Genomic DNA, 25,692 nt, shown 5'->3' on the forward strand with positions numbered 1-25,692 from the left:
ATGGCGAGGAAAGCAGTCGCGCAGGAGCTAAGCAGAGAAAGAATTCTGACGGAAGCGCGGGATTTATTCAATACTTACGGCTATCGTGCTTTAACGATGCGAAGCATCGCTAAAGCAATGGGCTACAGTCATGGAGCATTATATTATCATTTTAACGAAAAAGCGGAACTGTTCTATGCATTGATTAAAGACGACTTTTCCTTGCTGCTGCAGCGGCAGAGAGAGATGATTTTGCGCGAGCAGGGCTTCAGCGTGAATCTGCTTCAAAAGCTGATGCTGGAGTTTATCTGGTTCGGTCTTAACAATCCTAATCACTATGAAATGATGTTCATGATTCATGAGCCGGAGCTTCAGCAGTATTCCCGAACCGAACAAGCGCAATGCCTCGAAATGTTTGCGGTTGTCATCCGACAGGTGATGGCCGGCGAGCCGGGAGCGGAAAGTAGAAAGTATACGCTTCCCTGGAACTTGTTCATGTCCATGCACGGTCTTATTTCTTACAGCATTCAATTCGGGCAAAGCTATGAAGAAGTACGTAAGCTGGCCGAAGAGCATGTCCGGCTAATCTGCGTGAGCCTTGGTCTGGAAGGGCACGAACAGCGGCCGCACGTAACGCTGATCAGCCCCGAGTCGGCCTAGTCACGCGCCGGGTCGGGGCGGTCTCCTGGCTGCGATACCAGGGAGACCGTCGTAAAGCTCGCGGGCAAAGAGGCATCGCAGGGCATGCGTGCGAAGTCTAGCTGACCGCGGGACTGATGAATGCTTGCCCGGTGGAAGCTGCGCGGCTATTTGGCAGGACCAGCAAGCCAGCAAAAGTGAGACCGACGCAAAGCTCGCGGGCAAAGAGGCATCGCAGGGCAAGCGTGCGGTGTCTACCTGACCGCGGGACTGACGAATGCTTGCCAGGTGGAAGCGGCGCGGCTATTTGGCAGGAACAGCAAGCCAGCAAAAGTGAGACCGACGCAAAGCTCGCGGGCAAAGAGGCATCGCAGGGCATGCGCACGGAGTCTATCTGACTGCGAGACTGACGAATGCTTACCCGGTGGAAGCGGCGCGACTATTTGGCAGGAGCAGCAAGCCAGCAAAAGTGAGACCGACGCAAAGCTCGCGGGCAAAGAGGCATCGCAGGGCGTGCGCGCGAAGTCTAGCTGACTGCGAGACTGACGAATGCTTGTCCGGTGGAAGCGGCACGATTATTTGGCCAGGAGCGAAAAGCCTGCAAAAGTGCAGCTTTTTGCTCCTTCGTATGCTCACCGAGAAATATTCCTGCAAAAGTGCAGGTTTTTCTCTAAAATTTGAGGCTTAGCCCTCTCACGATCGGAAATTCCTGCACAATTGCAGGAATTTCCTCCAAACGAGCCGTTTTCTTCGAAAAAGCCTGCACAATTGCAGGCTTTGCCGCGGCGGAGCCGTCTAGGAGCACGAAAATTGTGCTGTTGCGGAGCTTTTCGGCGTTTCTCAAGCATCGCAGCATGCGTCGGCGAGCCCGAGAGGCGTACTCGGCACCCGTCCGAACGATGCCGAGCATCGATGTATGCGCAAGCGGAGCCGAACGGGCCGCGCGTCTCTACCGATGCCAAGCATCGCAGCATGCGTCGGCGAGCCCGAGGGGTGCGCTCGGCATCCGCATCCGAACGATGCCGTGCATCGTTCGCAGGCGGCTTCGCGCCACAGTCGCGAAGCGATTGCATTTCCCTGCCATCCCTAATCGGGGGGCAGGCTGAAGGTTTACCGGAATAGGCTTCCCCATAAGTCATCGGACTTTGGGAAGCCCTTTCTTTTTTTCACATACGTTCCAGGAGTGAAGCGATTTGTGCGATATGATGTCGGCTGTGCCAGGCGTATCTTTGGGCGGCGACATCCAGGCTCATGAGGCCGTGGGTGGGGCTCGTAAATGTTTTTTGAAAGTCCGCAGGGGACAGCGAACGGAGCAGCTCTGCAAATCGGCTGTGAAGCGATTCCAGGAGAAGCAGCGACGGTTCGAGAGGCGCTTGATAGTCGCTTAATTCCGCCCACAAATCTTCCCGATACGAATTGGCCGTGGGATTATACTCAGTGAGTGCTCGCTTGAAACGAATATAGGCATTCATGTCATTATCGGCCATATGATGGACAACTTGCCGAATGGTCCAACCGCCAGGGCGGTATGGCGTGTCCAACTGCACCGGAGTCAGGTGCTGCGCGGTCCTTCTGAGCGCTGCCGGTATTTCGAGAATGTCCTCGATCCAGCGGCTGCGTTGTTCAGGGGTTGGGTTCCGCAAGGGCTCGAACTGTCCGATCGGGTAACGGTATGGATCCATAGGCTCGCCTCTTTCCAACATGTAATTATACCGCGCGAAGCTCCCAGCGCGTGGTGTTGCGCTGCATGACGGCGGTCGGTCGAGCACATGCGGCCCACCTACGGTGCAGCGTCGCAACGGGCGCCGGGAGAGGCGCGTTGGGTTTGGGCTTGTAGTTCGGCGTCTGTCTCATTATACTGCTAACAAGCAGGCGGAGTCAGGTATTTTTGGCATTCGTGCTGTTCACAAACAATACCAGGAGGATCACAATTAATTATGGACAGATAATGCGGACCCGCGATGCCTGTAAAAGTAAAAAAGTGACGTGCGCTCGCTTAGGCAGTAAATAAATGAGCGCACGGACTTAATATTCATGGCATATGTAAGCGCAACCAAATGTGATAGCATGAAAATATCAACAGAACAGAGATGTTGATGCTACAACTTATATCAGGGAGGTTCAAGCAGTATGAAAAAGCTATCAAGCGCAGTCGTGCTGTCGGCGTTGTCCTTGTCGCTGGCATTGACAGGTTGTTCCCAGAGACCGGAATCCTCAGCCAAGTCGTCGGATACGGCGAAACAGACGGAAGCGGCTGCAAGCACGGCGGCGGCGAAGGAGGCGAGCGGCGGGAACAAGAAGCGAATTACGGTGTACAGCGCGTCGTCGGATAAGCCGGTGCAGGAAGTGTACAAACAAATCGTAAGCGATTTCAATAAGGAGAATCCGAATATCGACGTAGACCTGCAATTTCCGGGCACTGAGTACGAAAACATGATGAAGGTCAAAATGGCGGCGAACGATTTGCCGGATATTTTCGATACGCACGGGTGGGCAGTGATCCGGTACGGCAAATATTTGGCCGATCTGAGGGATCAGCCGTGGGTGCCGCAGCTGACCGACACGATTAAAGATGTCGTCACGGATAAAACCGGCAAAGTGCATGCGCTCGTGTTGAGCGAGGCGAAGGACGGTTTAACGTACAACGCCGATCTGTTGAAAAAGTACAACATCGAACCGCCGAAAACGTTTGACGAGCTGTTGGCGGCGGCGGACAAATTAAAGACGGAAAGCAAGGGCGAGGTGACGCCGTTTTACTTCTCGGGGATCGACGACTGGATGATCGGGCAGTTTTTCGATTATTTTGCGACATCGCTCCTGATCAGTCCGAAACAGAACGAAGCGCAAAACCTGCTCGACAATAAAATGGATTGGCGGAAATGGGACCCGCTGCCGGAGAAATTCCTGGAAATATCGAAGAAAGGTTACGCCAACAAGGACGTTCTCACGGCAAAATACAGCGATCTGTCCTCGCTGTTCGCTCAGGGCAAAGTAGCTTTCACGCTGCTCGGACCTTCTTTTGCGGATGAAGTGCACAAAGTGAATCCGAATGTGAAAATCGGGTTTATGCCGGTTCCGGCGATGATGCCGGGTGACGAGCCCAACTTCTCAGGCGGCGAGCGTCTGACGATGGGCGTCTTTAAGGACAGCAAAAATATCGATGAAGCGAAAAAGCTGGTCGCCTACTTTGCCAAGCCTGACAATATGAGCAAGTTCGCCAACGTGACCAAGCTTCCTCCGGGCCTGAAAGGCGTGACGGCCAAGCACGAATTTACCGAGTATTACGATAAATATGCCAATGTTCGCGTATTCCCTTATTTTGACAGGGTGTATTTGCCGAACGGCATGTGGGACGTTTTGTGCAAAACGGGAACAGCCCTTCTGGCCGGCCAGGTGACCCCGCAGCAGTATTCCGACAAAATGAAGCAGGAAGTCGAACGATTGAGGAACAAATAAGGCATCGGCGGGGAGCGGGGCGATGCGGCAGCGGTGGTCCCCCGTTCTCCACATATAAGGGGGGAGTGAATTTGTCGGTAAAAGAAATCGTTCAAGCGCAAATGCCGGCCGCTGTGAAGGGGAATCGGCAAAGCCGTTTGGGCCAATCGCTCGGTTCCGCTTCCGTTTTGAATATTTTGTATCTCCCGGCCTTGCTGCTGTTTTGCATCTTTATTTTTTATCCGTTTTTCAAAGGGATACAGATTTCCTTCACGAACTGGGACGGTTACTCTCAGGACTATAAATGGGTTGGCGCAAGCAATTATGGGCGCATGTTCTCCGATCCTGACATCGCCAGAGTCATCCGGAATACGTTCATTTACGGTTTGGGCAGCACGCTTTTTCAAAACATCATCGGCCTCGCCTATGCGCTGTTTTTAAATCAGAAGATCCGCCTCAAAGGCTTGGCGAGAACGATCATCTATTTGCCGGCGATTATAAGCCCGTTGATTATGGGATACATTTGGTATTTCTTCTTTCAATACAGGGGAGGGGCCATTAACGATATCATTTTATTGTTCGCCGATCAGCCGGTCAACCTGCTGGGGATTACGAATCTTAACGTCTGGATCATCACTTTTGTCAACACGTATCAGTTTGTAGGCGTTGCCATGGTCATTTATCTCGCAGGGCTGCAAACGATTCCCAAAGATTACTATGAAGCTGCCAAAATCGACGGCGCCGGTTCCGTCTTCCGGTTCCTCCACGTCACTTGGCCTCTGCTGGCCCCTTCGGTAACGATCAGCATCGTGCTGAATATTATTGGCGGGCTGAAGCTGTTCGATGTCATTGTAGCTTTAACCAATAGCGGTCCGGGGTATGCTTCCGCCTCGTTGTCCACGCTCAATTATCAGCTGTATTTCGGTCGTCAGGACGCCGGATACGCGGCTGCAATCGGTATTCTCATGTTTGCGATCATATCCGTCGTCAGCATCACGACGCTGTTTTATTTAAGACGCAGGGAGGTAGCGGCATAATGAAGAAGCGTTCTTTTTGGCTCGGCACAGGGGCTCTCCTGATCTGTCTCATCCATGCGCTGCCTTTCTATATCTTGTGTACGACCTCTTTTAAAGCTGCCGACGATTTGACATCCAAATGGGTATCTCCCGGATACGTATATCTGGACAATTTTATAAACGCGTGGAATGAAGCCCATCTGGGCACGGCTTTTATGAACAATTTTATCGTTACGTTCAGCGCAGGCGTTCTTATTGTCGTGCTTGGCTCCATCGCTTCGTACCCTCTGTCCAGACACCAGACCAGGCTCAACAAAATGATGTATACGGTGTTCATCTCGGCGCTGATCGTGCCTCCGCTCATGACTCTAGTGCCGCTTTACAAGGTGATGGTGGATATCGGGGCGATGAACCATTATTGGGGCATTATTTTACTGCACGTTACATTCAGCCTGCCGATGACGATTTTTCTGTATACGGGGTTCATCAGCTCCATTCCGTATGAAATTGACGAAGCTGCGCTGATCGATGGGGCTGGGCGTTTTATGCTGTTTTACCGCGTCATCCTGCCTCTGCTGAAGCCGATTACGGCTACCGTTATCATTTTGAACTGCGTCAACATATGGAACGACTTTCAGTTCTCGCTGTTTTTTTTGCAAAAAACGGATACCCGGACGATTACGGTCGCGCTGTCGGGCTTTTTCAGCCAATACAACAACAATATCGGTTGGGTAGCCGCCGGATCGCTAATGGGCGCCGTGCCGATCATTCTCGTGTATTTGTTCCTGCAGCGGTATTTCATTAGCGGGATGGCCTCCGGTGCCGTAAAAGGGTAAACAAGCCCGCTTCCCTGCTTTATCCGCCTGGGTTAAGATGGGGTTACGGATACAATGGGGAAGAGGTGCTGCTATGAGGGCGGCGATGTCCATTCGCTCGAAGCTGATTATTTTGTATTTGCTGACGGTCATTGTGCCTGTCGTTATCATTATTTTCGTGCTTCCCTATTACTACAAAAACTTGTTCGTCAAACAGACGACGCTACTGTCCGAAGGCACGCTGACTTCGCTGACCCGCAACGTGGAAATGTATTTGGACGATCTGGAACGGCTGACGATCACCCCCTATTTGAACGATGATGTGATGGTGGGGCTGAAGTTGAAAGCGAGCGATCAATACGCGCAATCCAGCGAATACTCCCGGTTTATGGCGGAAAAAGCACTGAGATACGCGCTGCCCAGGCAGCTAATCAACACGCGGAAAGATATTCTGGGGACAATCCTTCTGCCTGAAGACGGCTCCGTGTATGTCATCACCTCCGAGAACACATCCGATCCCGCGCCGAATTACCGTTACAAGGAGCAATCGTGGTACTTGAAGGCGCTGGAACTGGACGGCAAGGTCGCCTATATCAGCAATCACAAGCAGGATTATTTGCAGACGGACAATCCCAGGGAAGTGTTCTCCATCTCCCGGCTGCTGAAGGACCCCGATTCCGGCAAGCCGCTGGGCGTGATCATGACGGATGCGGCAAATATCGTTCTGGAAAAAATGTTAAGCGAGGTCAAATTTAACGTCACGACGATCATTGCGCTGCTGGATGAAAACAAGAAGCCGCTTTATTCCAATCAGCCTCTCAATGAAAAGATGCGCGCGCAGCTGGCGGCCGGCAAATCTACGGTGGCGGGAGACAGGGATACGTACCGGGTCGTTGTCAAGACGATGGACCAATCGGGCTGGAGCATTGCCGTCTTGTTTTCCAACGGCGAATTCGAATCGCAGCTGACGTGGATATATTGGATCGGGGCCCTGTTCGCCGCTGCGGGCACGCTGCTTACGCTGTTTTTGAACATATCGCTGTCGCAGTGGATCGTCAAACCGTTCCGGGATATGGTCCACGTTATGAAAAGCGTGCAGCGCGGCAATTGGGACCGCCGGCTTAACGTGCGCGGCCGGGATGAGATCGCCCAGCTCGGCATGACGTTGAACATGATGATCGCGCAGTTGAAAGAGACGATCGACCGCGAATACCGGGCCGTGCTCGGCCAGCGGAATGCGGAATACCGCGCGCTCCAGGCGCAAATTCACCCCCATTTTCTGTACAACACGTTGAACGGGTTTATCGGATTGAACAGGTCCGGTCAAAGCCGCCTGCTGGAAAAAGCGATACTGTCCCTCAGCAGTATGCTGAGGTACATGCTGGAGCATCAGGATATGGCGACGGTGAAAGAGGAGGTCGCATTTTTGCAAAAATATTGCGACCTGCAGCAGATCCGCTTCGGCGTCAAATTGCATGTCGCGATCGATATGGATGCGCGCGCCGAGCCGGTGCAGCTGCCTAAGCTTTTGCTTCAGCCGCTGGTGGAAAATGCGATTATTCATGGCATAGAACCGCTGAAACGCCAGGGAGAGCTTGCGATTCGGGTGCGTATTCTGGATGATGCCGAAGGGAGTACAGGGAAGGCGGTGCACATATCGATCGCCGATAACGGCGTCGGATTTTATCCGTACCTCGCAGCGGACAGCGTAGGGATTCCCAATGTTCGGGAAAGGCTCCTGCTGTTTCGCCCGGCAGCCCGGTTTTCTTTGCAAAGTGTTCCAGGCGAAGGAACGATCGTGGAAATCCAGATTCCCTTTAAGGAGGCGAAGATCGGATGCATATCGTGATTGCAGATGACGAACCTTTGGTAAGAATCGGACTGATCAGTATGATCCATGAAATGGAAACGTCCTGGGAAGTCGTGGGGGAGGCGGCGGACGGGGAAGAGCTGCTGGAGATGGTGGCCAAGTATAAGCCGGAAGCGGCAATCGTCGATATCCGGATGCCCGGAATGGACGGCATCGAGGCGATCTGCAGAGCCAAAGCCGTCTCTCCACGGACGAAGTGGATTATTTTATCGGGATATTCGGATTTTCAGTACGCCAGACAAGCGCTCCAGCTTGGCGTATCCGAATATTTGCTCAAGCCGGTGAACCCGTCCGATCTGGAAAAAGCGATCGCCATGATCAGCAAGGACAACAAGCAGTATTTGCAGCAGCTCAATCAGCAGTTCGAATATCAGCTGTTTTCGCTCATGCACGGTTTGGTGCCCTGGGAAGCGGAGCCTGAAGACAGCTTGCTGCGAAGCGGGAGGTTTCAAGGCTCGGTGCTTTATATCGACGCCTGCGCATCCCCCCAAGAGCTGGAGGCGCTGCACAGCAAATTCATCCTCGCTGTCCGGCAGTGTATGCAGAACCATGTCGCGTACGGCGTTCATCTTGCGCTCATCGCTTTGCCGCGCGGCGAAATTGCGGCGATCGGCGTCTGGGACCCGAGCAAGCCGGAAGCACGCAGCCAGCTCGACTCGTATCTGAACGCTGTGAGAAGCGTGATGAGCCGGTTCCGCTCGGAGTCAGCGGCATTTACTTTGATTCAGACGGAGGAAACGGGCGATTTCATGGAGTTTCAAAGCCAGATAGGGCGGATCCAGGAGCTGGCGTGCTGCCGGGTCGCCGCCGGGATGAACCGCGAATGGGCGATCGGCGAAATGGCCTCCGTCGCCACGCTGCAAAGCGCGGCTTTCAAAGCGGGCAAACATATGCTGCAGCTTGCTCAGGAATACAAAAACAAGCTGTACATGAATTATCAAAAAACGCTGGAAGAACTGGAAAGCCATTTGCTCAAAGAAACGGTGGATATGAGCCGTTTGCAGTACTACTTGCAAACCGTTTTTCCAATTCAGGCCAGCTGCGACGGCGAAGCGTGCATTCCCGGCCTGATCGGGCAGCTGCGGAAAATGGGGGATCAGCTTCTGCTGCACAAACAGAGCGAGCCTTACACGCTTGATTTGGTGGAGCAGGTTCTCGCTTACATGGAACGTAATTATAAGAACAATATCGGCATTGGGCAAATAGCCGGAGAGCTCAACGTTACGCAGAGTTATCTAAGCACGTTGTTTCACAAAAAAACAGGGACCCCGTTTGTCAAGTATTTAACCCGTATGCGCATCATGAAGGCCAAGGAGCTGCTTATGGAGAACCGGCTGAACATCCAGCAAGTCGCCGAGCAGGTGGGCTATTACAGCACACGCCATTTTACGAAGCTGTTCACCGAGATTGTGGGCGTATACCCTTCGGATTTCAAGAAAAGCATTTTATCATAAGCAACTATCCGTACCGCTTCCGCAAGGGGATTGAAAGGAGGTGAGTAACTTGTAAGCGTTTGCATATGTGCTTGATTTCGAAAGGAGTTGACGTGATTGTCAATGTATGACCATGAATTGCGGAGGTGCAAAAACGTGTTGAAAAAGAAAAAGTTTGCCATTGTCCAAACGTTTGCTTTGCTTCTTTCTATTGCGGCCGTTCCGAATGCGGGCTTCGCGGCCAATCCTCAAATGGTTGTTGATTTATCCTCGAACACGGGGAACCTGCTGTACGGGGCGACGGGATATTTGTACGGGTTAGGCAACGACGGGATTCCTACCGACAATATGCTGGCTCCTCTAAAAACGCAGTATGCCAGCCAAAAACCGCCGGGCGGCCTGCAGCACCCGAATGGGGACGTCTTCGATGTGCAAGATCAGTTTTTCAGAACCGGCGGGAAACAGATTCAAATTATTATGCAGGATATTTACAAGAATTGGCCCTATGACAATCTGGGCATCAATGATTATTTGGCCAAAGTGGATACGATGGTGCGGCAGCTGTCGGCGGACCCGAACCATAACAATTACGTCTATGTCCCTTTTAACGAGCCGAATTGGATCTGGTACAACAACAGCGATAAATTGCAGACTTTTTTTAACGATTGGAAGACGGTTTACCAAAAAATCCGTTCCATCGACCCGAATGCGAAAATCGGCGGCATTAATTTCGCCTATTATGACAGTTCGGTATATCAACAGTTTATGACTTTTGCCAAAAATAACAATTGCTTGCCGGACGTTATCACCTGGCATGAACTCGGCAACGATTTTTTCGCGAATTGGCAAAATCATTACAACAACTACAGAAGCATTGAATCCAATCTGGGCATTTCGCAGAGACCGATTTCGATCAACGAATATGGAAGGATAAATACCGACCTTGGCGTTCCGGGCAACCTGGTGCAGTTTGTTTCCAGGTTTGAAAACAGCAAAGTATACGGCAGCCTGGCTTATTGGACGACGGCGGGAACGCTGAACGATCTGGTTACGGAGAACAACAAGGCGACCGGCGGCTGGTGGCTGTACAAGTGGTACGGCGAATTGACCGGCAATACCGTGACAGTGACGCCTCCCAATCCTTCGGGCTCTCTGCAGGGGCTGGCCGCTTTGGATAACAACAAACAGCAGGCGAGAGTTATTTTTGGCGGGTCGCAGAACAGCACCGACGTATTTGCCACGGATGTCGTCGTGAAGGGCTTCGGTTCGGCCCCATATTTCGGAAATACGGTGCACGCTATCGTATGGGGAGTGGATAACTCGGGCCTGAATGCGTCGAGCGGGCCTTATTTCGTCCAGGAAGGCGATTATGCCGTTACCGGCGGGCAGATTACCGTTCCGGTCAGTAATATGAAAGCGTTGTCGGCTTATCATATGATTATAACTCCGAACAGGGATCTGTCGCCGGCCAACGCCTCGACCCGGTACGAGGCGGAATACGCCAGCCTGTCCGGCTCGGCTTTCGTTCATACCGGAAACAATACGGGCTATTCCGGTACATCGTATGTGGAGGGATATGGCGGAAGCAGCAACGCCAGCACGAACTTCGTCGTCACCGCGCCGTCGAACGGGTATTACAATGTGACGCTGCGGTATTCCGCAGGGCCTTTTGCAGGCGCTTCGGCTAACCGCAAGCTGCGAATGACGCTGAACGGCGCGCAGCTGCAGGATATTTCGCTGGCCGGCACAGCCGATTGGAGCACCTGGGCGAACGCGACGACCAAGGTTTTCTTGACCGCGGGCATTAACCGGATCGGAATGAATGCCTTCACCAATGATGATTCGGATGCCGCGAATATCGATTATATCGACGTGACCCCTGCAACGGGGCCGATCGCAGCTTATGAAGCCGAAGCGTCCGGCAATACGCTGTCCGGCGCGGCAGCCGCCATCGGAGATGCCGCCGCATCCGGCGGCAAATATGTCGGGTGGCTCGGTGGGGGCGCGGCGAACACCTTACAGTTTAACAATGTAAATGTTTCCACGGCCGGGGTGTACCGGATGGTCGTCACTTACGCCAACGGCGAGCTGGGACCGGGCGCGTCGAACTATAACACCAATGTCGTTGATCGTTATGCAGACATTAGCGTGAACGGCGGCGCCGCGAAGAAAGCGTATTTCCGAAACACGCTTGGCTGGTCCAATTACCGTACAATGGTTGTGGATGTCGCCCTGAACGCGGGCAATAACACGATCAAATTCTCGAACAGTTCGTCGGGGTATGCGCCCAATATCGACAAAATTCAAATTGCCGCGAGCGTTAATTAGGTATTTTACAAAAATACGCAGCTTCCCTGAAAGGAAAAACGCCGCCAAACCCACTATGCAAGTGGGGATGGCGGCGTCTTTTGCTGTGCTTTTGGTTGGGTGAGCAATCGATTCGCCTAAAATTTCCCGGGAAACTGTTTGATAATGCCATCTGTCAGGATATCGGCTAAATGAATCATATGGATTTCATTTTTGTCGGTTGCTGCAATATCCGCTTTCCAATCTCCTTTTAAACAGCTAAGGACTATTTCGTAATCAACTGAAGGTGTGTATACAGCATGTCTTGCAGCGTTTTAAACTGCCAATTTGGATTCGCTGCGCTTAAAAATTTGGCGATATCGTCGGCGTTTATATGCCAATCCGCCTCTAGCTTTTTCACATCCGTCTGATTGCCCGCTTTGGCAGCAGCTACAATTTTCCCTGCGATCAAAATATGCTCCTTCAGAAGATCAGCCAGTTTATTGCCGGTGGCTTCTCCGTAATAAGGCTTGATCACATTGCCTATGTCCTGCTGGTTCCGTAAAAGTCGGTCCAATACGTCCTTCTGATCTTGACGGTTGGATATTGCACTGGTAATATAACTTCTCGTTCATATCGTATGATCGATCCAAACCTTCTGCATATAGGTTTTCAGCTGTACCATTCGGGGACTAAGGCAAGCTGAATCCTTCTTCTCGCTCACCTTCGCTTGCGCGGACACCGCTGCCGGCGTCATGTTAAAACGAACGCCAAGGTTAACAGTAATGACAGCAGCCATTTGTTTTTCACATTCATCTGCTCCTCTGTCGTTTTGGAATAAAATATGCTTTTTTATTATGGTTGAGATAGCTTATTTTATACAGTGGATTATTTGCGGCTTGCAGGAGCTTATTCTTCGAATTTCCATTCCGAAAAACATCGCCGATTCCAATCGCTTGTCCCAGATCTTCCGGGATATTAGAGGCGGTTCCAATCATGCGCTGACTACAGCATCGACAGGACTGGAGCTATATGGAAGAGTACTCATGGGTATGCCTCCACAACATGTCATGACATTAGCTGCCGCATCATTTTTTAAATACTAACGATGTCCATTAGGACAATTTACAAAAATGCCGCACTCCATTACAATGAGGTACAGGAAGGGCAAATGCCTGGAGAAAGGATGAACCTGTGCCGATGGATTTGAGCAACTGGTCTGAAGATAATGTGGAATATATGTTTGAAGAAATTAAGAAAAAGCTCCGCATGGCAACCGGCGGGTCCATCAAAGCTTCGGCTTTGAAGCAGGATGCCTACGAGGATTTGAAGGATTTATACGATATGGTGATGAGCAAAGACAAATTCAGCATCAGCGAGATCGATGCGATTACATCGGAACTGGGCAAGCTGCGCAAAGCCTAGCAAGCTGCAGCGCACGGCTGCGGTCATTTGAACGGACTCTCTTCTTGAAGCGAAGGGGGGCCGTTTTTTGTGTTGAGCAGACTCCTGCGTATTTTGGATTTTGCCTCGGACAACTATCCAATCGCAAAGAATTGACGGGACGTACACTGTAGAGTAATGAATCCCTGTTTTCTGAAGGAGGTGCGCACTCATGTCAACTGCGATTCGCAAAAAAGATGTCCACAAATTGCTAGGAAAAGAGATTTTTGCGCTGAAAAAAGACGGAACTCAAGTTACAGGCAAATTGGTTCGAATCAGCGGCAATACTTTGTTTGTAGCTTCCCCGAAAGGGAAAAAGGGAGTTCAAACAAAAGCGGTTATTCCGCTTGTTTTGTTTGACCTTCTGGCTATCGGCACATCGCCATTCGGTTTCGGCGGCTTTGGCCCAGGTTTCGGCCCAGGCTTCGGCGGTTTCGGCGGTTTCCCAGGCCCATTCTTTTGGTAAGACCGCTGCTCCGCCGCATTTGTGAGTGAGCCAGCCCCAAATGCAGCGAAAAGACGCCGCCAAAACCACTTTTGCAAGTGGGGATGGAGGCGTCTTTTGCTGTGCATTAGGCAGAGCGTGCGGCCGGGCTGGTCAGAAACGCCTTCGCAGCGCGTTGGTTTCCCAAACTTGCTCGCCAGGGAGCCGTTGGTGATGTGTAGAAAATTTGCTGCAATTGGCGCGTCACCGGCAGCGCGCGGAATGTCGGCAATAGGCGGCAATTTTCTGAACAAACGTAGCGCTAGCAACGACAAATTCCTGCAAATGTGCAGGCTTTTCGCCGTGAAGGTGGGCTCAGATTCATTTTCACCGAAAATTCCTGCACAATCGCAGGCTTTTCCCCGAAAATGGCTGTTTGCACTGAAAAAACCTGCACTTTTGCAGGCTGCCAGGAAACCCACACGCCGGAGCCGCGCACCATCTGCCTGGTTATGGTTGCGCGAGAAAAAACCTGCAAAAGTACAGTTTTTGCTCGGCTGATACGCTGACAACGACAAATTCCTGCAAATGTGCAGGCTTTTCGCCGCGAAGGTGGGTTCAGATTCATTTTCACCGAAAATTCCTGCACAATCGCAGGCTTTTCCCCGAAAATGGCCGTTTGCACTGAAAAAACCTGCACTTTTGCAGGCTTTTCGTCCAAATGGGCACCCCCGCACGCGCTTCCCTCGTAAAAGCCTGCACGATTGCAGGCTGGCCCGGCTGGCAGCCGCTCCATAACCGGTCGTGCGGTCTCCCTCCGCCAAGCAACCGGTGGGGTGTCGCACCACCGCGACCTCGAAAGACAGATTCTCACACAAAAAAAGGATTGCGGAGTCACCAAATTTTTGCTGTGTTGGAGTTGTTTGACGGTGGTGCCGTTCCGGTTTTGTGATTTTCGGCACCTTTCCCGCCTGCGCCGAATAGGTTAACATACAGGATTCAGTGCCAGGGCGACAGGCCTGACGGCGGATAGGGGTGTGAAGCATGCCGAGTTCCATAGTGTTTAACATGATCAACGTCAACTCGCTGAATACGAATGCAACGATCGGAATCGGGGAGAATGCGCAATCAAGCTGGGATTCGCACAGCAAAAATAATGTTGCCACAGGCCAAAATTATGGAAATACGATCTTTGCCAACATAGCCAATTTTATTTTTGACAATGACTTTATCGACGCGCCGATCAATGATCAGGACTTCAAACCCGCAGTGACCAACCAGGTTTAGAGGTGATCGCGATGCTGAGACGAACGCCCGAATTGGACCGGCCCATCATTCATTTCGACCAAATTCAGGTGAATTCCATTTCCAACGCTTCGGGTATTTTTGTCGGTACGAATACTCAGCTGTTATGGTCGGTCAGCAATAAAGAGAACAACGGGCTGGGTACTGTCAGCGGCGAGCAAAATCATGTGAATCATAATATCAATACGATATATGATAATGATGTGATCGATGCGCCTTATACGAAAGGCGATTTTTTGATCAGCCGGGGCTGCGGCTAGGAGTCTGGCGGGCGGAGTTGCTTACCTCCCGCATGAATTCCTCGGACAGACTCCTAAGAGACCGCCCAATGTACAAAACGGCTCCGTCGGACAGACTTTCAGACCGTCACTTGACTTCCGCTTCGCTCGTTTCCTGCTCCTGCGCAGGCTCCTCCTCGCCGGGGGCGGAAAAGCCGGCTGCCTGCACGGAGCCGGCAATCATATCTTGCAGCCACTCTGGCGCCTCCGAGCCCTCGATGTTCAGCATGTCGAGGAAGTCGGAGTCGTTCAGCAAGGAGCGGGTGCCGACGAGCTGATTGTGGTCTCCGGCGACAGAGCCGAAGCCTTGGACGGTTTTTTGCGTGCTCTCGAAAGCTGTGGGCCAGTTGTTGCCCATATTGATGCAGGACGCGCTCTCTACGGAGCCGATCCGGATCGAGCCGATAATGAAATTGGGCGACATGAAAGACGGCACGGGCTAAGCACCTCCTGTGTTCGGTTTAGGCTGGACTGTGTAGCGGTAACCGGTCGAAGTCCGCTCGGGAGTGGAATGGTCCGCAGCCGCAGCATGGTCCGCAGCCGCAGCATGGTCCGCAGCCGCAGCATGGTCCGCAGCCGTAGAAGCGGCGGATGCACCGGCTTTGCCTCCGCCCGCGATAGCGCCGCTCGTGGCAGTTCCGCCGGCTTTGCCGCCTTCTGCGGACGCACCGCCGTGCACACCGGCTTTGCCGCCTTCTGCGGACGCACCGCCGTGCACACCGGCTTTGCCGCCTTCTGCGGACGCACCGCCGTGTACACCGGCTTTGCCGCTGTCCGCGACAGCGCCGCCGTGTGCACCTGCTGTGCCGCCGCCCGCGATAGCGCCGCCGTGCGCTTTGTGATCCGTTTTGGCCCCAAAGTTGTTCCCGAGATTAAGCGAACCGCTTAATTCTTTTATATCCAGTTGATCCAGGCGAAATGTCAAATTTTCCAAAACAGGCTGATGAATATGCACGTTATCGATGCGGATTTCCGGCCTTTTTGCAGCCATGCTTGCAAGGTGCTCTTCCAGTTTTTGCAGCCGGGCTTCCAACTGCGCGATGACGGCGGAAGAAGCAGCGGCGCCGGCATCCGCCGCGGCAGGCTGCTGAGCGGGAACCGGCGGAGGAGGCGACGGCTTATCCCTGAAAAACCACCATCCCATAAAGCTCAGCCTTTGCGCTTGGGCGGAGGAACGTCGATAGTGTCCGAATCGAGGACAAGATGGTTGCCGCCGGTCACTACGTTGCCGTCCCCGGATACTTCGCCTAATCCATCGTTTGATTTTATGGCATGCTTGCGCCCTATAATTCGATTCTCTCCTTTGTTGATGCTGGACGTATTGGCGACGGAATCGATATGAATGGATTGAAACCGAATGCGTACCATGGAAAGTACCTCCTCCATTGTTCTGATATTATTATGTATATGGGGACAAACGGAGCATATTTCCCTTTTCTTCAAACGAATAAACGCCCGGCCGGAGCGGCCGAGCGTCAGGTGAATTTTATGGGAACCGGCGTTTCACCGGCTTCGGGCCCCGTCGGAATGCGGATGATCAGCAGGCCGTTATGATACTGGGCTTGCATGCGTTCGGTCAAGGCTGTGTCAGGCAGGCGAATCCGCCGTTCAAAAGCGCCGAAAAACCGTTCCGACAGCAGCATTTGTTCATCGATGACCTGATAAGGGCGGACAAGCGTTCCCCGGATGACGAGGAAATGCTCGCGGATGGAAAGCTGGACGTGTTCGGGGGATAATAGCCCGGGCACTTCGGCAACGACGACGACCTCACTGCCCGTCTCATACATATCAATTCTAGGTCCGGAAAGCGGGAGCAAACCGGCAATATCCTGCCAGAAATCAGGCCCCAGCACATCGCCGGCTTGTGCATGAAGCCCTTTCCAGTCGGTTTTGGGCGTGCGGTTGCTGGGATTCGGCTTCAAGGGCATCACCTTCTGACTAAAATCTCGCAGCGAAACTGCTTGCTTCTAGCTTATGTGAGCCCGCGGCGGATTATGGCACTTAAGGAGTCTGACAGGCTTAGTTACTTTTGCAGACTCCCGTCTGCCTCCGCCTCTTATCTTTGCGGCGGGCGCTGCTGCGCGAGCTGCTGCTGCGCCATGCGCACGAGTTCGCGCACCATGGCGCCCCCGATCGGGCCGCCGACCTTGCCGGCGTCCTCGGAGCGAAGCTGCCCGTTGTAGCCGGGCTGCAGCGGCACGCCAAGCGAGCGGGCTACTTCGTATTTGACCAGATCGGGCCGATCCGGGTTGACGTTGTAGCCCTGGGCTTTCATCACTTGCGCTTTGAGCTGGCTTAGGGCATGCTCCGATCCGGGTACGGCAGCCCGGTTGCTTCTTCTGCGAGCCATCATTTCATCACCTCACGGCTAGGAGTCAGTCCGACGGAGTTGCGTTTGTGCATACCCACTGAATAATGACTGCATATATGCCGCTCACGCTGCATGAATACCGTCATTTTGCATACATATACCTTCTACGCGGTTCATCGGACAGACTCTAGGATGCCCTGGCTTTGACGAAATTAACAGCCCGCTGTGCAAGCCATACGAGCGAGGCCGTCCACATGACGTCGAAGCAGACGTTGAACAGGAAGAGGTGCTTCTCCATGTCGGCTTCGCCGTCGCCGATAACCGGCACGAGAAAGGCGACCGCTCCGATCAGGCCTACGGCCATGAACACTTCGTACGCCGCTTTCGCCCCGCGCGCAGGCTCCCTCGCATACAGGGCGAAGATAACCGCATAATAAACCGCGGCAAATCCGCCCAAAAACCAGATCGAATGCGGCAGCGCCCGCTCTTTGATCACGCTCCACGTATCGAAGGCGGTCGAGACGCTTCCCGGGCGAAGTCCGGCGCTTTTCTCGTAATTGCCCAGATAGCCGATGTGAATGGTCATGGCTTTGCTGGCGGTTACTTCCAATTTGTCCCAGTATCTGCCCGGGTTCCGCAAATAAAACATCGCGATCTTCCCGTGACTGATGCGGGGATAAAACGATTGTTTCAGCGTGTCGCTCTGCTGGGGAATAGGCGTGTCCGGCATAAAATAATGCGTGCCCGCAAGGCGCGCGAGCGCGGGATCGAGGCCCAGCTCGTCCAAATCCCGCTCCGGCGACGGCGAGTCTTTCAAAATACCGTAAAACACCGATTGGTATTGGTTAACCGTTCGAAGCTCGCGGGGTGCCGTCGCATAAATCGCACACGACACGAGAAGCAGCAGGGCAGTCAGCGCGAAGCCGGTCTTTTTACGGCCTGCCGCGCCCAATAAGGGCAGCAGCCGGAGCGCCAGCAGCGCCAGGATGACTCCCGTCGGCGAGTTTTGGATTTTGGAGGCGGCAAGGAAGATCGCAGAAACGATAAAAAATACGAACCATGCGGTTCGCGGTTGTTGGCGTTCGGCCATATGCAAAGCGGCGGCAATCGTCAGCAGCAAAAACACGAGCGCCATCGGCTCCCCGAAGAAGGAGTTGAAGTAAGCCGTATACCCGACATCGAAAAAGACAAGCAAAAACAAAACGGTGAACACGCATTTCGTCACAGGGGAGGCAAGCATCCGCAGCCTCAGCAGCAGAGCGAATGCGGTTAGCAGCAGCAGGCTGTAGAGGGCGCCGAGAAAGCGGATGTCGAAAACGTGCCAATCATACAGCAGCTTCGCGATCCATGAAGCGGCGAACACCAGGATGATTTGCGACGAGACGTACCCGCCCGCGAAGGGCGCATCCATGGCATATTGCTTATGCATAAAAGCAAAGTAATGATCCTGTGGCGGTTCCGCAGCACTCAGGTAAGAAAGCCCTGCGGAACCCATGATGCGGAGAAAATCGCCATTGTCGGCAACGCCGAGAATCGGCTTCACAAACAGCAGAAAGCTGAGTATCCCGCTTGCTGCGAGCAATGCGAACGAATTCCATTTGTCGAACCTGCTCATTCCTAGCTCCTCGTAGGTAAGCTCCTTGATCCGGCCGTCCGGAACGTAAAATATTTATGCCCCGCATAATTTGCGATCGTGTAGAGGCCGTTCCCCGCCAAAATCGCCGCGTTATGCAGCAGTCCCGCGCTCAAGAAAGGAAGCAGCCTGGAAGCGGCTTCCGCCAGCAGCCAGCTGGCTCCGTAAGAAAGCCCGTAGCAGACCGCTATGACTACGGCGAATTTCCACCAGCTGCTCTTCACGCTTGCGTTCGAACGAAACGTAAACGTGCGATTCAGGACGTAGCTGACGACGGCCCCGACAGAATTGCCGGTAAAGGTCGCTACCCAATAATTTTGGTGCAGCAAGTTGTACAGCGCGAAGCTGGTCCCGAGTCCGATCAGCGTATTCAGCAAGCCGACGAGCAAAAACCGGGCAAAGCTGCCCGTGAGCCATGTGCGCATACGGTTCATGTCATTTGCCCGCCGATCTTGGCGCTAACGGATGGGGCTGCGGCAAGTTCCCGCGCATGTGCCGTCACCTCTTTTTCGATCACATAAAGAGGGCGGTGCTTCACCTCTTTATAAATTTTCCCAATGTATTCTCCGATTAAACCTAACGCCAGCAATTGCACGCCGCCGATGAACCATACGGACAAAACCAGCGAAGTCCAGCCTGTGACGTTGGCCCCCAGCAATTTGCCTATAATCGCGTAAAGCGCGGCGACGACGCTGAGCGCAAACAGAACGAAGCCCATCAAGGTGACAAATCGGATCGGCGTGACGCTGAACGAGGTGATGCCGTCAAACGCAAACGCGAGCATTTTTTTCAGCGGATATTTGGACTCCCCGGCGAAGCGCTCCTTGCGGTCGTAATATACTTTAGTAGACGGAAAGCCGAGCAGCGGCACGATCCCGCGCAGAAAGAGGTTCACTTCGCGAAACTTTTCCATTTCATCGAGCGTGCGTTTGCTCATAAGACGGAAATCGGCATGGTTGTAATGAATGTTCACGCCCATGCGGGTCATCAGCTTATAGAAGCCCTGCGCGGTAGCTCTCTTGAACCAGGTATCGGTCGTACGGCTTTGCCTGACTCCGTACACGATGTCGTACCCTTCGCGGTATTTGACGACAAACTCGCGAATGGCCTCCACGTCGTCCTGCAAGTCGGCATCGATGGAAACGACGCAGTCCGCGTAAGCTTTCGCTTTCATCAGCCCGGCCAGCAGCGCGTTTTGGTGCCCGGCGTTTCGTGCCAGCTTCAGTCCGGTAACGAACGGATTGGCCTCATGGAACCGCTCGATCAGTCCCCATGTCGTGTCTTTGCTGCCGTCATCGACAAGAAGCATCGTGCTGGAGCTTGATATAAGGCCATCCTGGATCAAAGAATCCAGAACGCCGCTAAGCTGAAATACCGTTTCCGGCAGCACAGCCTCTTCGTTGTAGCAAGGAACAACAATTGTCAAAACAGGGTTAGCCACAGTTATTCGTCTCCATCCTGCAAGGAAAGTTGGTTGCATACTTTTTATGCCTCATTATAACGTAATCCTCACACAAATTTAATATTTAACGAAATTTAAACATTTTGCCCGTTTGTTTCGTCCATGAATGTAGACGAATTAAACCGGGAAAATGTTTCCATAACATTCCCCTCTTTACAAATCCTTAAATTGTTATTAATGTATTCTTCATGTAAATTTAAAGTGGTCAATTAGAAGAAGAAACCGACCCGCCCTGGAGGGAAGTGTAGAAATGAATGCGGAATTGTTCAAGAAGCCACTGACGATCAAGCTTGTTCTGTCCGTGGTGCTGCTTGTGCTTATTAGCCGCGCGCTGATGCTGTTTACGGGGTACGTAGGTTTGAATTTGTTCAACGATTATGCGGCTGTACCCACATATGTGCAAACCCCTCCCGGAAGCTTTTCCGAATGGAAAATGCAGTTGCCCGAAGAGCTGGAAAGCACGCGAAAGCTGCAGCTTGAAGATTTTATCAAGTTCGATACATATTCTTATTTAAAAATCGCCACCGAAGGCTATGACCAGGTTCGGATGGACGAGCCGCATACGGCGGCCAATTGGGTGTTTTTCCCGTTGTATCCGCTATTGATTTATTTGTTCGGCAAAATCATTTGGCTCGATCCGTCGATTGTCGGCATGGTGCTGTCCAACCTGTTTTTGCTTGCAGCTCTTATATATGTGTACTTGATCGCCCTGCAGCGCGGGTTAAGCGAGCGCCAGGCGGGAACCGTGCTTTTGCTTATATTGGTTTACCCTTCGTCGCTGTATTACTCGATTCCTTATACGGAGAGCTTGTTCCTGATGCTGTCGGCGGCAGCGATCTATCATGCGGGCAGCAGGCAGTATGCGCTGGCGTTTTTGGCGGCAAGCTTGTCAACGGTGACAAGGGTGCCGGGCTTTATCAACCTCGCTTTTGTCATAGGCACCGTCTGCCTGGACGAAGGCTTCAAATGGACGTGGCGGTACGTCAGATGGGCCGCGTACAGCTTGTTGTCGCTCGTTCCGATGGGATTGTACCTGCTTCATATGAAGCTGGTTACCGGCGATTGGCTGGCGCCTTTTCACGAGCAAAGCCTGCACTGGTTCCGCTATACGACGACGCCGTTTAAGAATTATTTCGGTTTTTTGAAAAACCCGTATTTCTCCACCCCGGACGGATGGGATAACGGACTGATCGCTTTTACGATATCGACGGCTGTATTTGTCGTATTTATCATCTATTTCCTCGTTCATCTCAAGAAGATGGTCCGCGATTGGAAGGAACTGCTGTTTTTTGGCTACGGCTTGCTGCTGATCGTCATTCCGTTTTCCAGCCAGCCGTTGTTCCTGGTCAGCGTAGTCCGCTATATTATGGTCAGCATTCCTTTTTACATCTATATCGTAAGCTTGACGAACAACCGCGAAAACGCCAGGCTGCTGTACGTGATGCTGTTTCTGATTTTGCATGTCATCATTACGATCGGGTTTTTCAACGGCTATTATTTCGTCATTTAATGATTTTATGTAAAAAAGCGGCTGGTACAGCTTACTTCGTACCGGCCGCTTCTATTTTACAGACCAAAACCGAAAGTGCTGAGGACGATGACAAGCAGAATATATAATACAAGGATTACAGCCGTGCTGGTATGATGAAATGCTCCATATGCGCCACCCATGCCGATCCCTCCCTTCACACCACACTATATGTCGTTTGTCTATGCGCAGTATAGATAGATGTCCCGCTTTTTCAAAAAAACTTGGGATCATGTCCGAATCCGGCGCCGTTTATTCTTTTTCAATCATGACCACAATGACATCTAAGGACATAGCAGCGAAAGGTGATTGAATGACAGAGCACCCCTTGCAATCTTTTGTCACAACGGCAATGGATCATTTGAAAGAAATGGTCAATGTGAATACGACCATCGGAGAGCCGGTTGCAGCGCCCGACGGCACCTTTATTATACCGGTATGCAAAGTAAGCTACGGGTTTGCCGCGGGGGGAAGCGATTTGGGCAGGCGCAGCCCGGAATCCGCCGGAGTCATGCCGCCTTTTGGCGGCGGTACGGGCGGAGGCGTGTCCGTAACGCCGCTGGCTTTTTTGATCGTAGGCAAAATGGGCGTCCAAACGGTTTATCTGGACAACTCTCCCACCGTGTACGACAAAATTTTGGATATGGCTCCGCATCTTTTTGACAAATTGAACAATCTGATTCGGCAATCCGATGCGGGGGAAGAACATAGTCAGTGAACGAGGTCCGACTCGCTTTTGTAGGCGGAAGCAGCCAATGAGGTTATGTAGTCGTTCGGAATATGAACGGAGTTGTTTTTCCGGACTACTAGATCTCTGGCCTCAAACTGGCTGCGGCAGGGAGGCTGTTCATCATGCGCCATCGCGTACCGGCCGTCTGGCAGCAGCAGCCTGGCTTTCACATTATCGTTCAGCAGCAGCGACAAATATTGAATAACGGCGGACTTATGGTCTTCGTTCAGAAGGGGACACATGAGTTCGATGCGTTTATCCATGTTTCTGGTCATCCAGTCCGCACTGGACAGCCATATTTGCGGGGAGCCGGCATTTTCAAAATAAAAAATCCGCGAATGCTCCAGGAACCGGTCGACAATGCTGCGGACGGAAATATTGTCGCTTAGGCCGGGGATGCCCGGACGCAAGCAGCAGATGCCGCGGACGATCAGATCGATCCGGACGCCCGCCTGGGAAGCGGCATACAGTTCGTCGACGAGCTGTTTATTCGACAGCGCGTTCATTTTGGCGATTATTCTTGCAGGCTTGCCTTCGGCGGCGTGCTCCGCTTCGCGCTGAATGCAGTCCAGCAAGCGCTGCTTCAAATGCGTCGGGGCTACGCTGAGAAAATGCCACTGGTTCGGGGCGGAAAACCCCGTAATTTTGTTGAACAAATTGGATACGTCTTCGCCGATTTCCAGATCGGATGAGAACAGTCCGACATCCGTAAATATGTGCGCCGACACTTCGTTGTAATTCCCGGTGGCGACGTGGACGTAACGCCTGAGGGAATCCGCTTCCTTGCGCACGACCAAAATCATTTTGGCATGAATTTTCAGCCCGGGCAGGCCGTATACGACGTGGCACCCGGCTTTTTCCAGTTCTTTGGCCCATTCGATGTTCCGGGCTTCGTCAAACCGGGCTTTCAGCTCGACGACTACAGTCACCTGCTTGCCCGCCTCGGCGGCGCGGCTCAAAGACCGGATAATGCGTGAATTGCCGTTGACGCGGTATAAGGTCATTTTAATCGCCATGACGGAAGGATCGGCGGCGGACTGCCCGATAAAATCATTGACGGCGTCAAACGACTCGTACGGAAGAAACAAAAGAACATCTCTTTTTTGCAGCACTGAAAAAAAGTTGTCCGTCTTCGTAAATTCCCGCGGATAGAGGGGTTCGAATCTCGAATACTGGAGATGCTCGAAACCTTGAATGGAATTGGAAAATGACATGAAATAGCTCAAATCAACCGGACCGTCGTTCGTAATCAGAAACTGGCTGTCGATTTCCAGTTCTTTTTTTAGCAGTTCCAATGCAAACGGGTCGAACCCTCTTTCGATTTCCAAACGAATCGGGGTGCCCCATTTTCTGGCGCGCAATACTTTTTCCACTTCATCGAGCAGATCCTCGGCTTCTTCCTCGTTCGGATCGAGATCGGCGTTGCGGGTCAAACGGAATGTATGGAAGGTGACCGGTGAATACGTCGTAAACAATGTATGAATGTGCTGCTTGATCAAATCTTCGAGTAAAACAAACTGCCGCACATGCTGGTCCTCCAGAGAAGGAACTTCAATGTAGCGTGGCAGATTGGGCGGAATTTCGACCAAGGCCACGTAAGTTTCCTTGTGCTGCGCATCGGAAGTCGGTTTCAGAACGACGGCCACATATACGCTTTTCGTGCGAATCAGCGGAAAGGGCCGGCTTTTATCGATAGCCAAGGGAGTCAGCACGGGAAATACTTTTTGAAAATAATAGGCTTCCATTTCCTTCTTTTGTTCGGGCTCCAGCTCGCGATAACCGGTAAAAACAAGACCTTCCTCCTCCAGCAGCCGGAGAATCCGCTCATTGGCCGCATATTGTTCGGCCACCAGCTGCTCGATCATGACGATGATTTTTTCCAGCAATTGCTGCGGCGTAAAGCCGGTGAAATCGGCCTCCTGGTTGCCCGCTCTGATTTTATCCATAATGCCGGCGACTCTAACACTTACAAATTCATCCAGATTGGTAGAAACGATCGATATGAACTTTGTCCGCTCGAGCAGCGGAGTGCGCTCGTCCTGGGCTTCCTGAAGAACACGCCTGTTAAACTGCAGCCAGCTAATTTCACGATTGATATAATCCACGGCGCGCCTCCATCTGCCTCATCGCTTTTTTCTGAATAACAGGAATCCGACTTTTTGAAACAATTGCCATGTAGCGCTGGGTCGAAACGTAACGGGGCCGGGCACATGTTCGTTATCGTTATAAGACATAGCCTCTTCTTCCTTTCGCTATTAAAGATAGGGAAAACTCGCTAATTGACAGTTAGCGAGTGTTGTTGAATTTCCGGGTTATTCGGGCTGCGCTGCCGGCTGTACGGCATTCGCAACGGTATCCGTTACCGATTCGGTGATATTGGAAACCGTATTGGAAACTCTATTCGTAATATTAGCGGCCAGACTGCTGTTGACAAGCGCATTGCCGGCCTGCGTTCCGAGCGTATGGCCCAAGGTGTTGCCAAGCAGTCCGCCGACAACCGACCCAAGGACTGTGCCGACTCCCGGCATCAGCGAAGTTCCAAGGATAGCCCCGTATTCGATGCCGGCCATAACGCCGAATGCGCCCGTCACATTGCCCGTCGTATGAACCATATAATCTTTTTTACCCAATTGGCCTCTCGTCAAGCTCATCGTGTCCTGTAATTGGGAAATACCTCCGGATATGAGCCCTCCCCATAAAGAACCGCCTTGAAACATACGGATCACTCCTTGTGTGTTTTATTTTGTTGCTACGGGATAGTAGTTCCCCATTGTACGATTTTTAAATCGTCGCCAAGCCGCCAAATGTTCTATTCAAGTTCATCCGAATTATGGGAGCGTGGAAGGCTCCGTATTGTTTTCGTCCTCATGCATGGCCGGCCGGAGCCCTGAGGCTCCGTCTTTGATTTGATCCCTGATTTCGAGCAGCACGCCTGCCCCTTTGACGGCCAGTTTGCGCGCGGCCTTCCGGGCTTCCGGGGACACGGCAAGCGCGACGGCAGCCGCGGCAAAGATGATGCCAAGCGGTGATTTGGCCACAATATCCTCTCCTTATATAAAGGTTGTACATAAAATAATTCCAAAATATGAAATATTTATACTTCAT

Annotated in this window: 28 protein-coding genes and 1 pseudogene; 14 read left to right on the forward strand and 15 right to left on the reverse strand. The window is 52.4% G+C overall.

The features are described 5' to 3' along the window. Nucleotides 1-639, forward strand: coding sequence for a TetR/AcrR family transcriptional regulator (locus tag AC0LWT_RS25350; RefSeq protein ID WP_474684056.1), 639 nt, complete (start codon nt 1-3; stop codon nt 637-639). A 1,145-nt stretch (nt 640-1,784) separates the two neighbouring features. Here the strand turns inward: AC0LWT_RS25350 and AC0LWT_RS25355 are convergent. Beyond that, nucleotides 1,785-2,300, reverse strand: a complete 516-nt coding sequence (locus AC0LWT_RS25355) for a YfiT family bacillithiol transferase (protein ID WP_474684057.1) — start codon at nt 2,298-2,300, stop codon at nt 1,785-1,787. A 448-nt stretch (nt 2,301-2,748) separates the two neighbouring features. Between AC0LWT_RS25355 and AC0LWT_RS25360 the strand changes: the two genes are divergently transcribed. From AC0LWT_RS25360 to AC0LWT_RS25385, 6 genes are all read left to right on the forward strand, one after another. Beyond that, complete coding sequence (locus AC0LWT_RS25360; RefSeq protein ID WP_474684058.1) at nt 2,749-4,074, forward strand: ABC transporter substrate-binding protein; 1,326 nt, start codon at nt 2,749-2,751, stop codon at nt 4,072-4,074. Between the two features lie 101 nt (nt 4,075-4,175). Next, a complete protein-coding gene (locus AC0LWT_RS25365; RefSeq protein ID WP_474684118.1) occupies nt 4,176-5,090 on the forward strand; it encodes a carbohydrate ABC transporter permease in 915 nt (304 codons plus the stop codon). After that, complete coding sequence (locus tag AC0LWT_RS25370; RefSeq protein ID WP_474684059.1) at nt 5,090-5,905, forward strand: carbohydrate ABC transporter permease; 816 nt, start codon at nt 5,090-5,092, stop codon at nt 5,903-5,905. The genes AC0LWT_RS25365 and AC0LWT_RS25370 overlap by 1 nt, the downstream gene beginning before the upstream one ends. A gap of 73 nt (nt 5,906-5,978) precedes the next feature. After that, a complete protein-coding gene (locus AC0LWT_RS25375) occupies nt 5,979-7,733 on the forward strand; it encodes a cache domain-containing sensor histidine kinase (RefSeq protein ID WP_474684060.1) in 1,755 nt (584 codons plus the stop codon). Beyond that, a complete protein-coding gene (locus tag AC0LWT_RS25380; RefSeq protein ID WP_474684061.1) occupies nt 7,721-9,208 on the forward strand; it encodes a response regulator in 1,488 nt (495 codons plus the stop codon). Before AC0LWT_RS25375 ends, AC0LWT_RS25380 begins: the two co-directional genes overlap by 13 nt. A 135-nt stretch (nt 9,209-9,343) precedes the next feature. Next, entirely contained in the window at nt 9,344-11,515 is a 2,172-nt protein-coding gene (locus AC0LWT_RS25385) for a CBM35 domain-containing protein (protein ID WP_474684062.1), read from the forward strand. Between the two features lie 116 nt (nt 11,516-11,631). Here AC0LWT_RS25385 and AC0LWT_RS25390 read toward each other — a convergent pair. Beyond that, nucleotides 11,632-12,283 (reverse strand): annotated as a pseudogene (locus AC0LWT_RS25390) (glycosyltransferase). Here AC0LWT_RS25390 and AC0LWT_RS25395 point away from each other — a divergent pair. From AC0LWT_RS25395 to AC0LWT_RS25405, 3 genes are all read left to right on the forward strand, one after another. Further along, a complete protein-coding gene (locus AC0LWT_RS25395; RefSeq protein WP_474684063.1) occupies nt 12,259-12,579 on the forward strand; it encodes a hypothetical protein in 321 nt (106 codons plus the stop codon). The pseudogene AC0LWT_RS25390 and the gene AC0LWT_RS25395 overlap by 25 nt on opposite strands. Before the next feature lie 94 nt (nt 12,580-12,673). Continuing rightward, complete coding sequence (locus tag AC0LWT_RS25400; protein WP_474684064.1) at nt 12,674-12,898, forward strand: DUF1128 domain-containing protein; 225 nt, start codon at nt 12,674-12,676, stop codon at nt 12,896-12,898. Between the two features lie 190 nt (nt 12,899-13,088). After that, nucleotides 13,089-13,382, forward strand: coding sequence for a hypothetical protein (locus AC0LWT_RS25405; RefSeq protein WP_474684065.1), 294 nt, complete (start codon nt 13,089-13,091; stop codon nt 13,380-13,382). A gap of 280 nt (nt 13,383-13,662) precedes the next feature. Here AC0LWT_RS25405 and AC0LWT_RS25410 read toward each other — a convergent pair whose 3' ends face one another. Continuing rightward, nucleotides 13,663-14,061, reverse strand: coding sequence for a hypothetical protein (locus tag AC0LWT_RS25410; RefSeq protein ID WP_474684066.1), 399 nt, complete (start codon nt 14,059-14,061; stop codon nt 13,663-13,665). A 323-nt stretch (nt 14,062-14,384) separates the two neighbouring features. On the opposite strand from AC0LWT_RS25410, the gene AC0LWT_RS25415 reads away from it, so the two are divergent. Together AC0LWT_RS25415 and AC0LWT_RS25420 are read left to right on the forward strand one after the other, a co-directional pair. Further along, complete coding sequence (locus tag AC0LWT_RS25415) at nt 14,385-14,627, forward strand: spore germination protein (RefSeq protein WP_474684067.1); 243 nt, start codon at nt 14,385-14,387, stop codon at nt 14,625-14,627. 11 nt (nt 14,628-14,638) lie between these two features. Further along, a complete protein-coding gene (locus tag AC0LWT_RS25420) occupies nt 14,639-14,905 on the forward strand; it encodes a hypothetical protein (RefSeq protein ID WP_474684068.1) in 267 nt (88 codons plus the stop codon). A 106-nt stretch (nt 14,906-15,011) separates the two neighbouring features. Here AC0LWT_RS25420 and AC0LWT_RS25425 read toward each other — a convergent pair whose 3' ends face one another. The 8 genes from AC0LWT_RS25425 to AC0LWT_RS25460 all read right to left on the reverse strand — a co-directional run bounded on the left by AC0LWT_RS25425 (nt 15,012) and on the right by AC0LWT_RS25460 (nt 20,308). Further along, nucleotides 15,012-15,359 (reverse strand): hypothetical protein, encoded by a 348-nt coding sequence (locus tag AC0LWT_RS25425; RefSeq protein WP_474684069.1) that lies wholly within the window; start codon nt 15,357-15,359, stop codon nt 15,012-15,014. Nucleotides 15,360-15,362: 3 nt separating this feature from the next. Then, nucleotides 15,363-16,067 carry a hypothetical protein gene (locus AC0LWT_RS25430; RefSeq protein WP_474684070.1) on the reverse strand — a complete coding sequence of 235 codons (705 nt, stop codon included), beginning with the start codon at nt 16,065-16,067 and terminating at the stop codon, nt 15,363-15,365. Between the two features lie 5 nt (nt 16,068-16,072). Continuing rightward, nucleotides 16,073-16,291, reverse strand: a complete 219-nt coding sequence (locus AC0LWT_RS25435) for a hypothetical protein (RefSeq protein WP_474684071.1) — start codon at nt 16,289-16,291, stop codon at nt 16,073-16,075. Between the two features lie 107 nt (nt 16,292-16,398). Next, entirely contained in the window at nt 16,399-16,845 is a 447-nt protein-coding gene (locus AC0LWT_RS25440; protein ID WP_474684072.1) for an Hsp20/alpha crystallin family protein, read from the reverse strand. Between the two features lie 134 nt (nt 16,846-16,979). Continuing rightward, nucleotides 16,980-17,273: an alpha/beta-type small acid-soluble spore protein gene (locus AC0LWT_RS25445; protein ID WP_474684119.1), complete on the reverse strand. Its 294-nt coding sequence runs from the start codon at nt 17,271-17,273 to the stop codon at nt 16,980-16,982. A 148-nt stretch (nt 17,274-17,421) separates the two neighbouring features. Next, on the reverse strand, nt 17,422-18,849 hold the full coding sequence (wsfD, locus tag AC0LWT_RS25450) for a glycan biosynthesis hexose transferase WsfD (RefSeq protein WP_474684073.1): 1,428 nt from the start codon (nt 18,847-18,849) through the stop codon (nt 17,422-17,424). 2 nt (nt 18,850-18,851) lie between these two features. Continuing rightward, nucleotides 18,852-19,301: a GtrA family protein gene (locus AC0LWT_RS25455; protein ID WP_474684074.1), complete on the reverse strand. Its 450-nt coding sequence runs from the start codon at nt 19,299-19,301 to the stop codon at nt 18,852-18,854. Next, nucleotides 19,298-20,308: a glycosyltransferase family 2 protein gene (locus tag AC0LWT_RS25460; RefSeq protein WP_474684075.1), complete on the reverse strand. Its 1,011-nt coding sequence runs from the start codon at nt 20,306-20,308 to the stop codon at nt 19,298-19,300. Before AC0LWT_RS25460 ends, AC0LWT_RS25455 begins: the two co-directional genes overlap by 4 nt. Nucleotides 20,309-20,579: 271 nt before the next feature. Here AC0LWT_RS25460 and AC0LWT_RS25465 point away from each other — a divergent pair, with 271 nt between their 5' ends. Then, the gene (locus AC0LWT_RS25465) at nt 20,580-21,839 is read left to right on the forward strand and encodes a mannosyltransferase family protein (RefSeq protein ID WP_474684076.1); all 1,260 of its coding nucleotides are present in this window, start codon (nt 20,580-20,582) and stop codon (nt 21,837-21,839) included. Between the two features lie 56 nt (nt 21,840-21,895). Here AC0LWT_RS25465 and AC0LWT_RS25470 read toward each other — a convergent pair whose 3' ends face one another. After that, entirely contained in the window at nt 21,896-22,000 is a 105-nt protein-coding gene (locus AC0LWT_RS25470; protein WP_474684077.1) for a YjcZ family sporulation protein, read from the reverse strand. A gap of 170 nt (nt 22,001-22,170) precedes the next feature. Here AC0LWT_RS25470 and ytfJ point away from each other — a divergent pair, with 170 nt between their 5' ends. Continuing rightward, a complete protein-coding gene (ytfJ, locus tag AC0LWT_RS25475; RefSeq protein ID WP_474684078.1) occupies nt 22,171-22,575 on the forward strand; it encodes a GerW family sporulation protein in 405 nt (134 codons plus the stop codon). Here the strand turns inward: ytfJ and ppk1 are convergent. From ppk1 to AC0LWT_RS25490, 3 genes are all read right to left on the reverse strand, one after another. Then, complete coding sequence (gene ppk1, locus AC0LWT_RS25480; RefSeq protein WP_474684079.1) at nt 22,569-24,692, reverse strand: polyphosphate kinase 1; 2,124 nt, start codon at nt 24,690-24,692, stop codon at nt 22,569-22,571. The two genes, ytfJ and ppk1, sit on opposite strands and share 7 nt — an antisense overlap. 207 nt (nt 24,693-24,899) lie before the next feature. Next, entirely contained in the window at nt 24,900-25,304 is a 405-nt protein-coding gene (locus tag AC0LWT_RS25485; RefSeq protein WP_474684080.1) for a hypothetical protein, read from the reverse strand. Between the two features lie 111 nt (nt 25,305-25,415). Next, nucleotides 25,416-25,625 (reverse strand): hypothetical protein, encoded by a 210-nt coding sequence (locus AC0LWT_RS25490; RefSeq protein ID WP_474684081.1) that lies wholly within the window; start codon nt 25,623-25,625, stop codon nt 25,416-25,418. Between the last annotated feature and the right edge of the window lie 67 nt (nt 25,626-25,692).

Source organism: Paenibacillus sp. sgz302164, assembly GCF_056120505.1.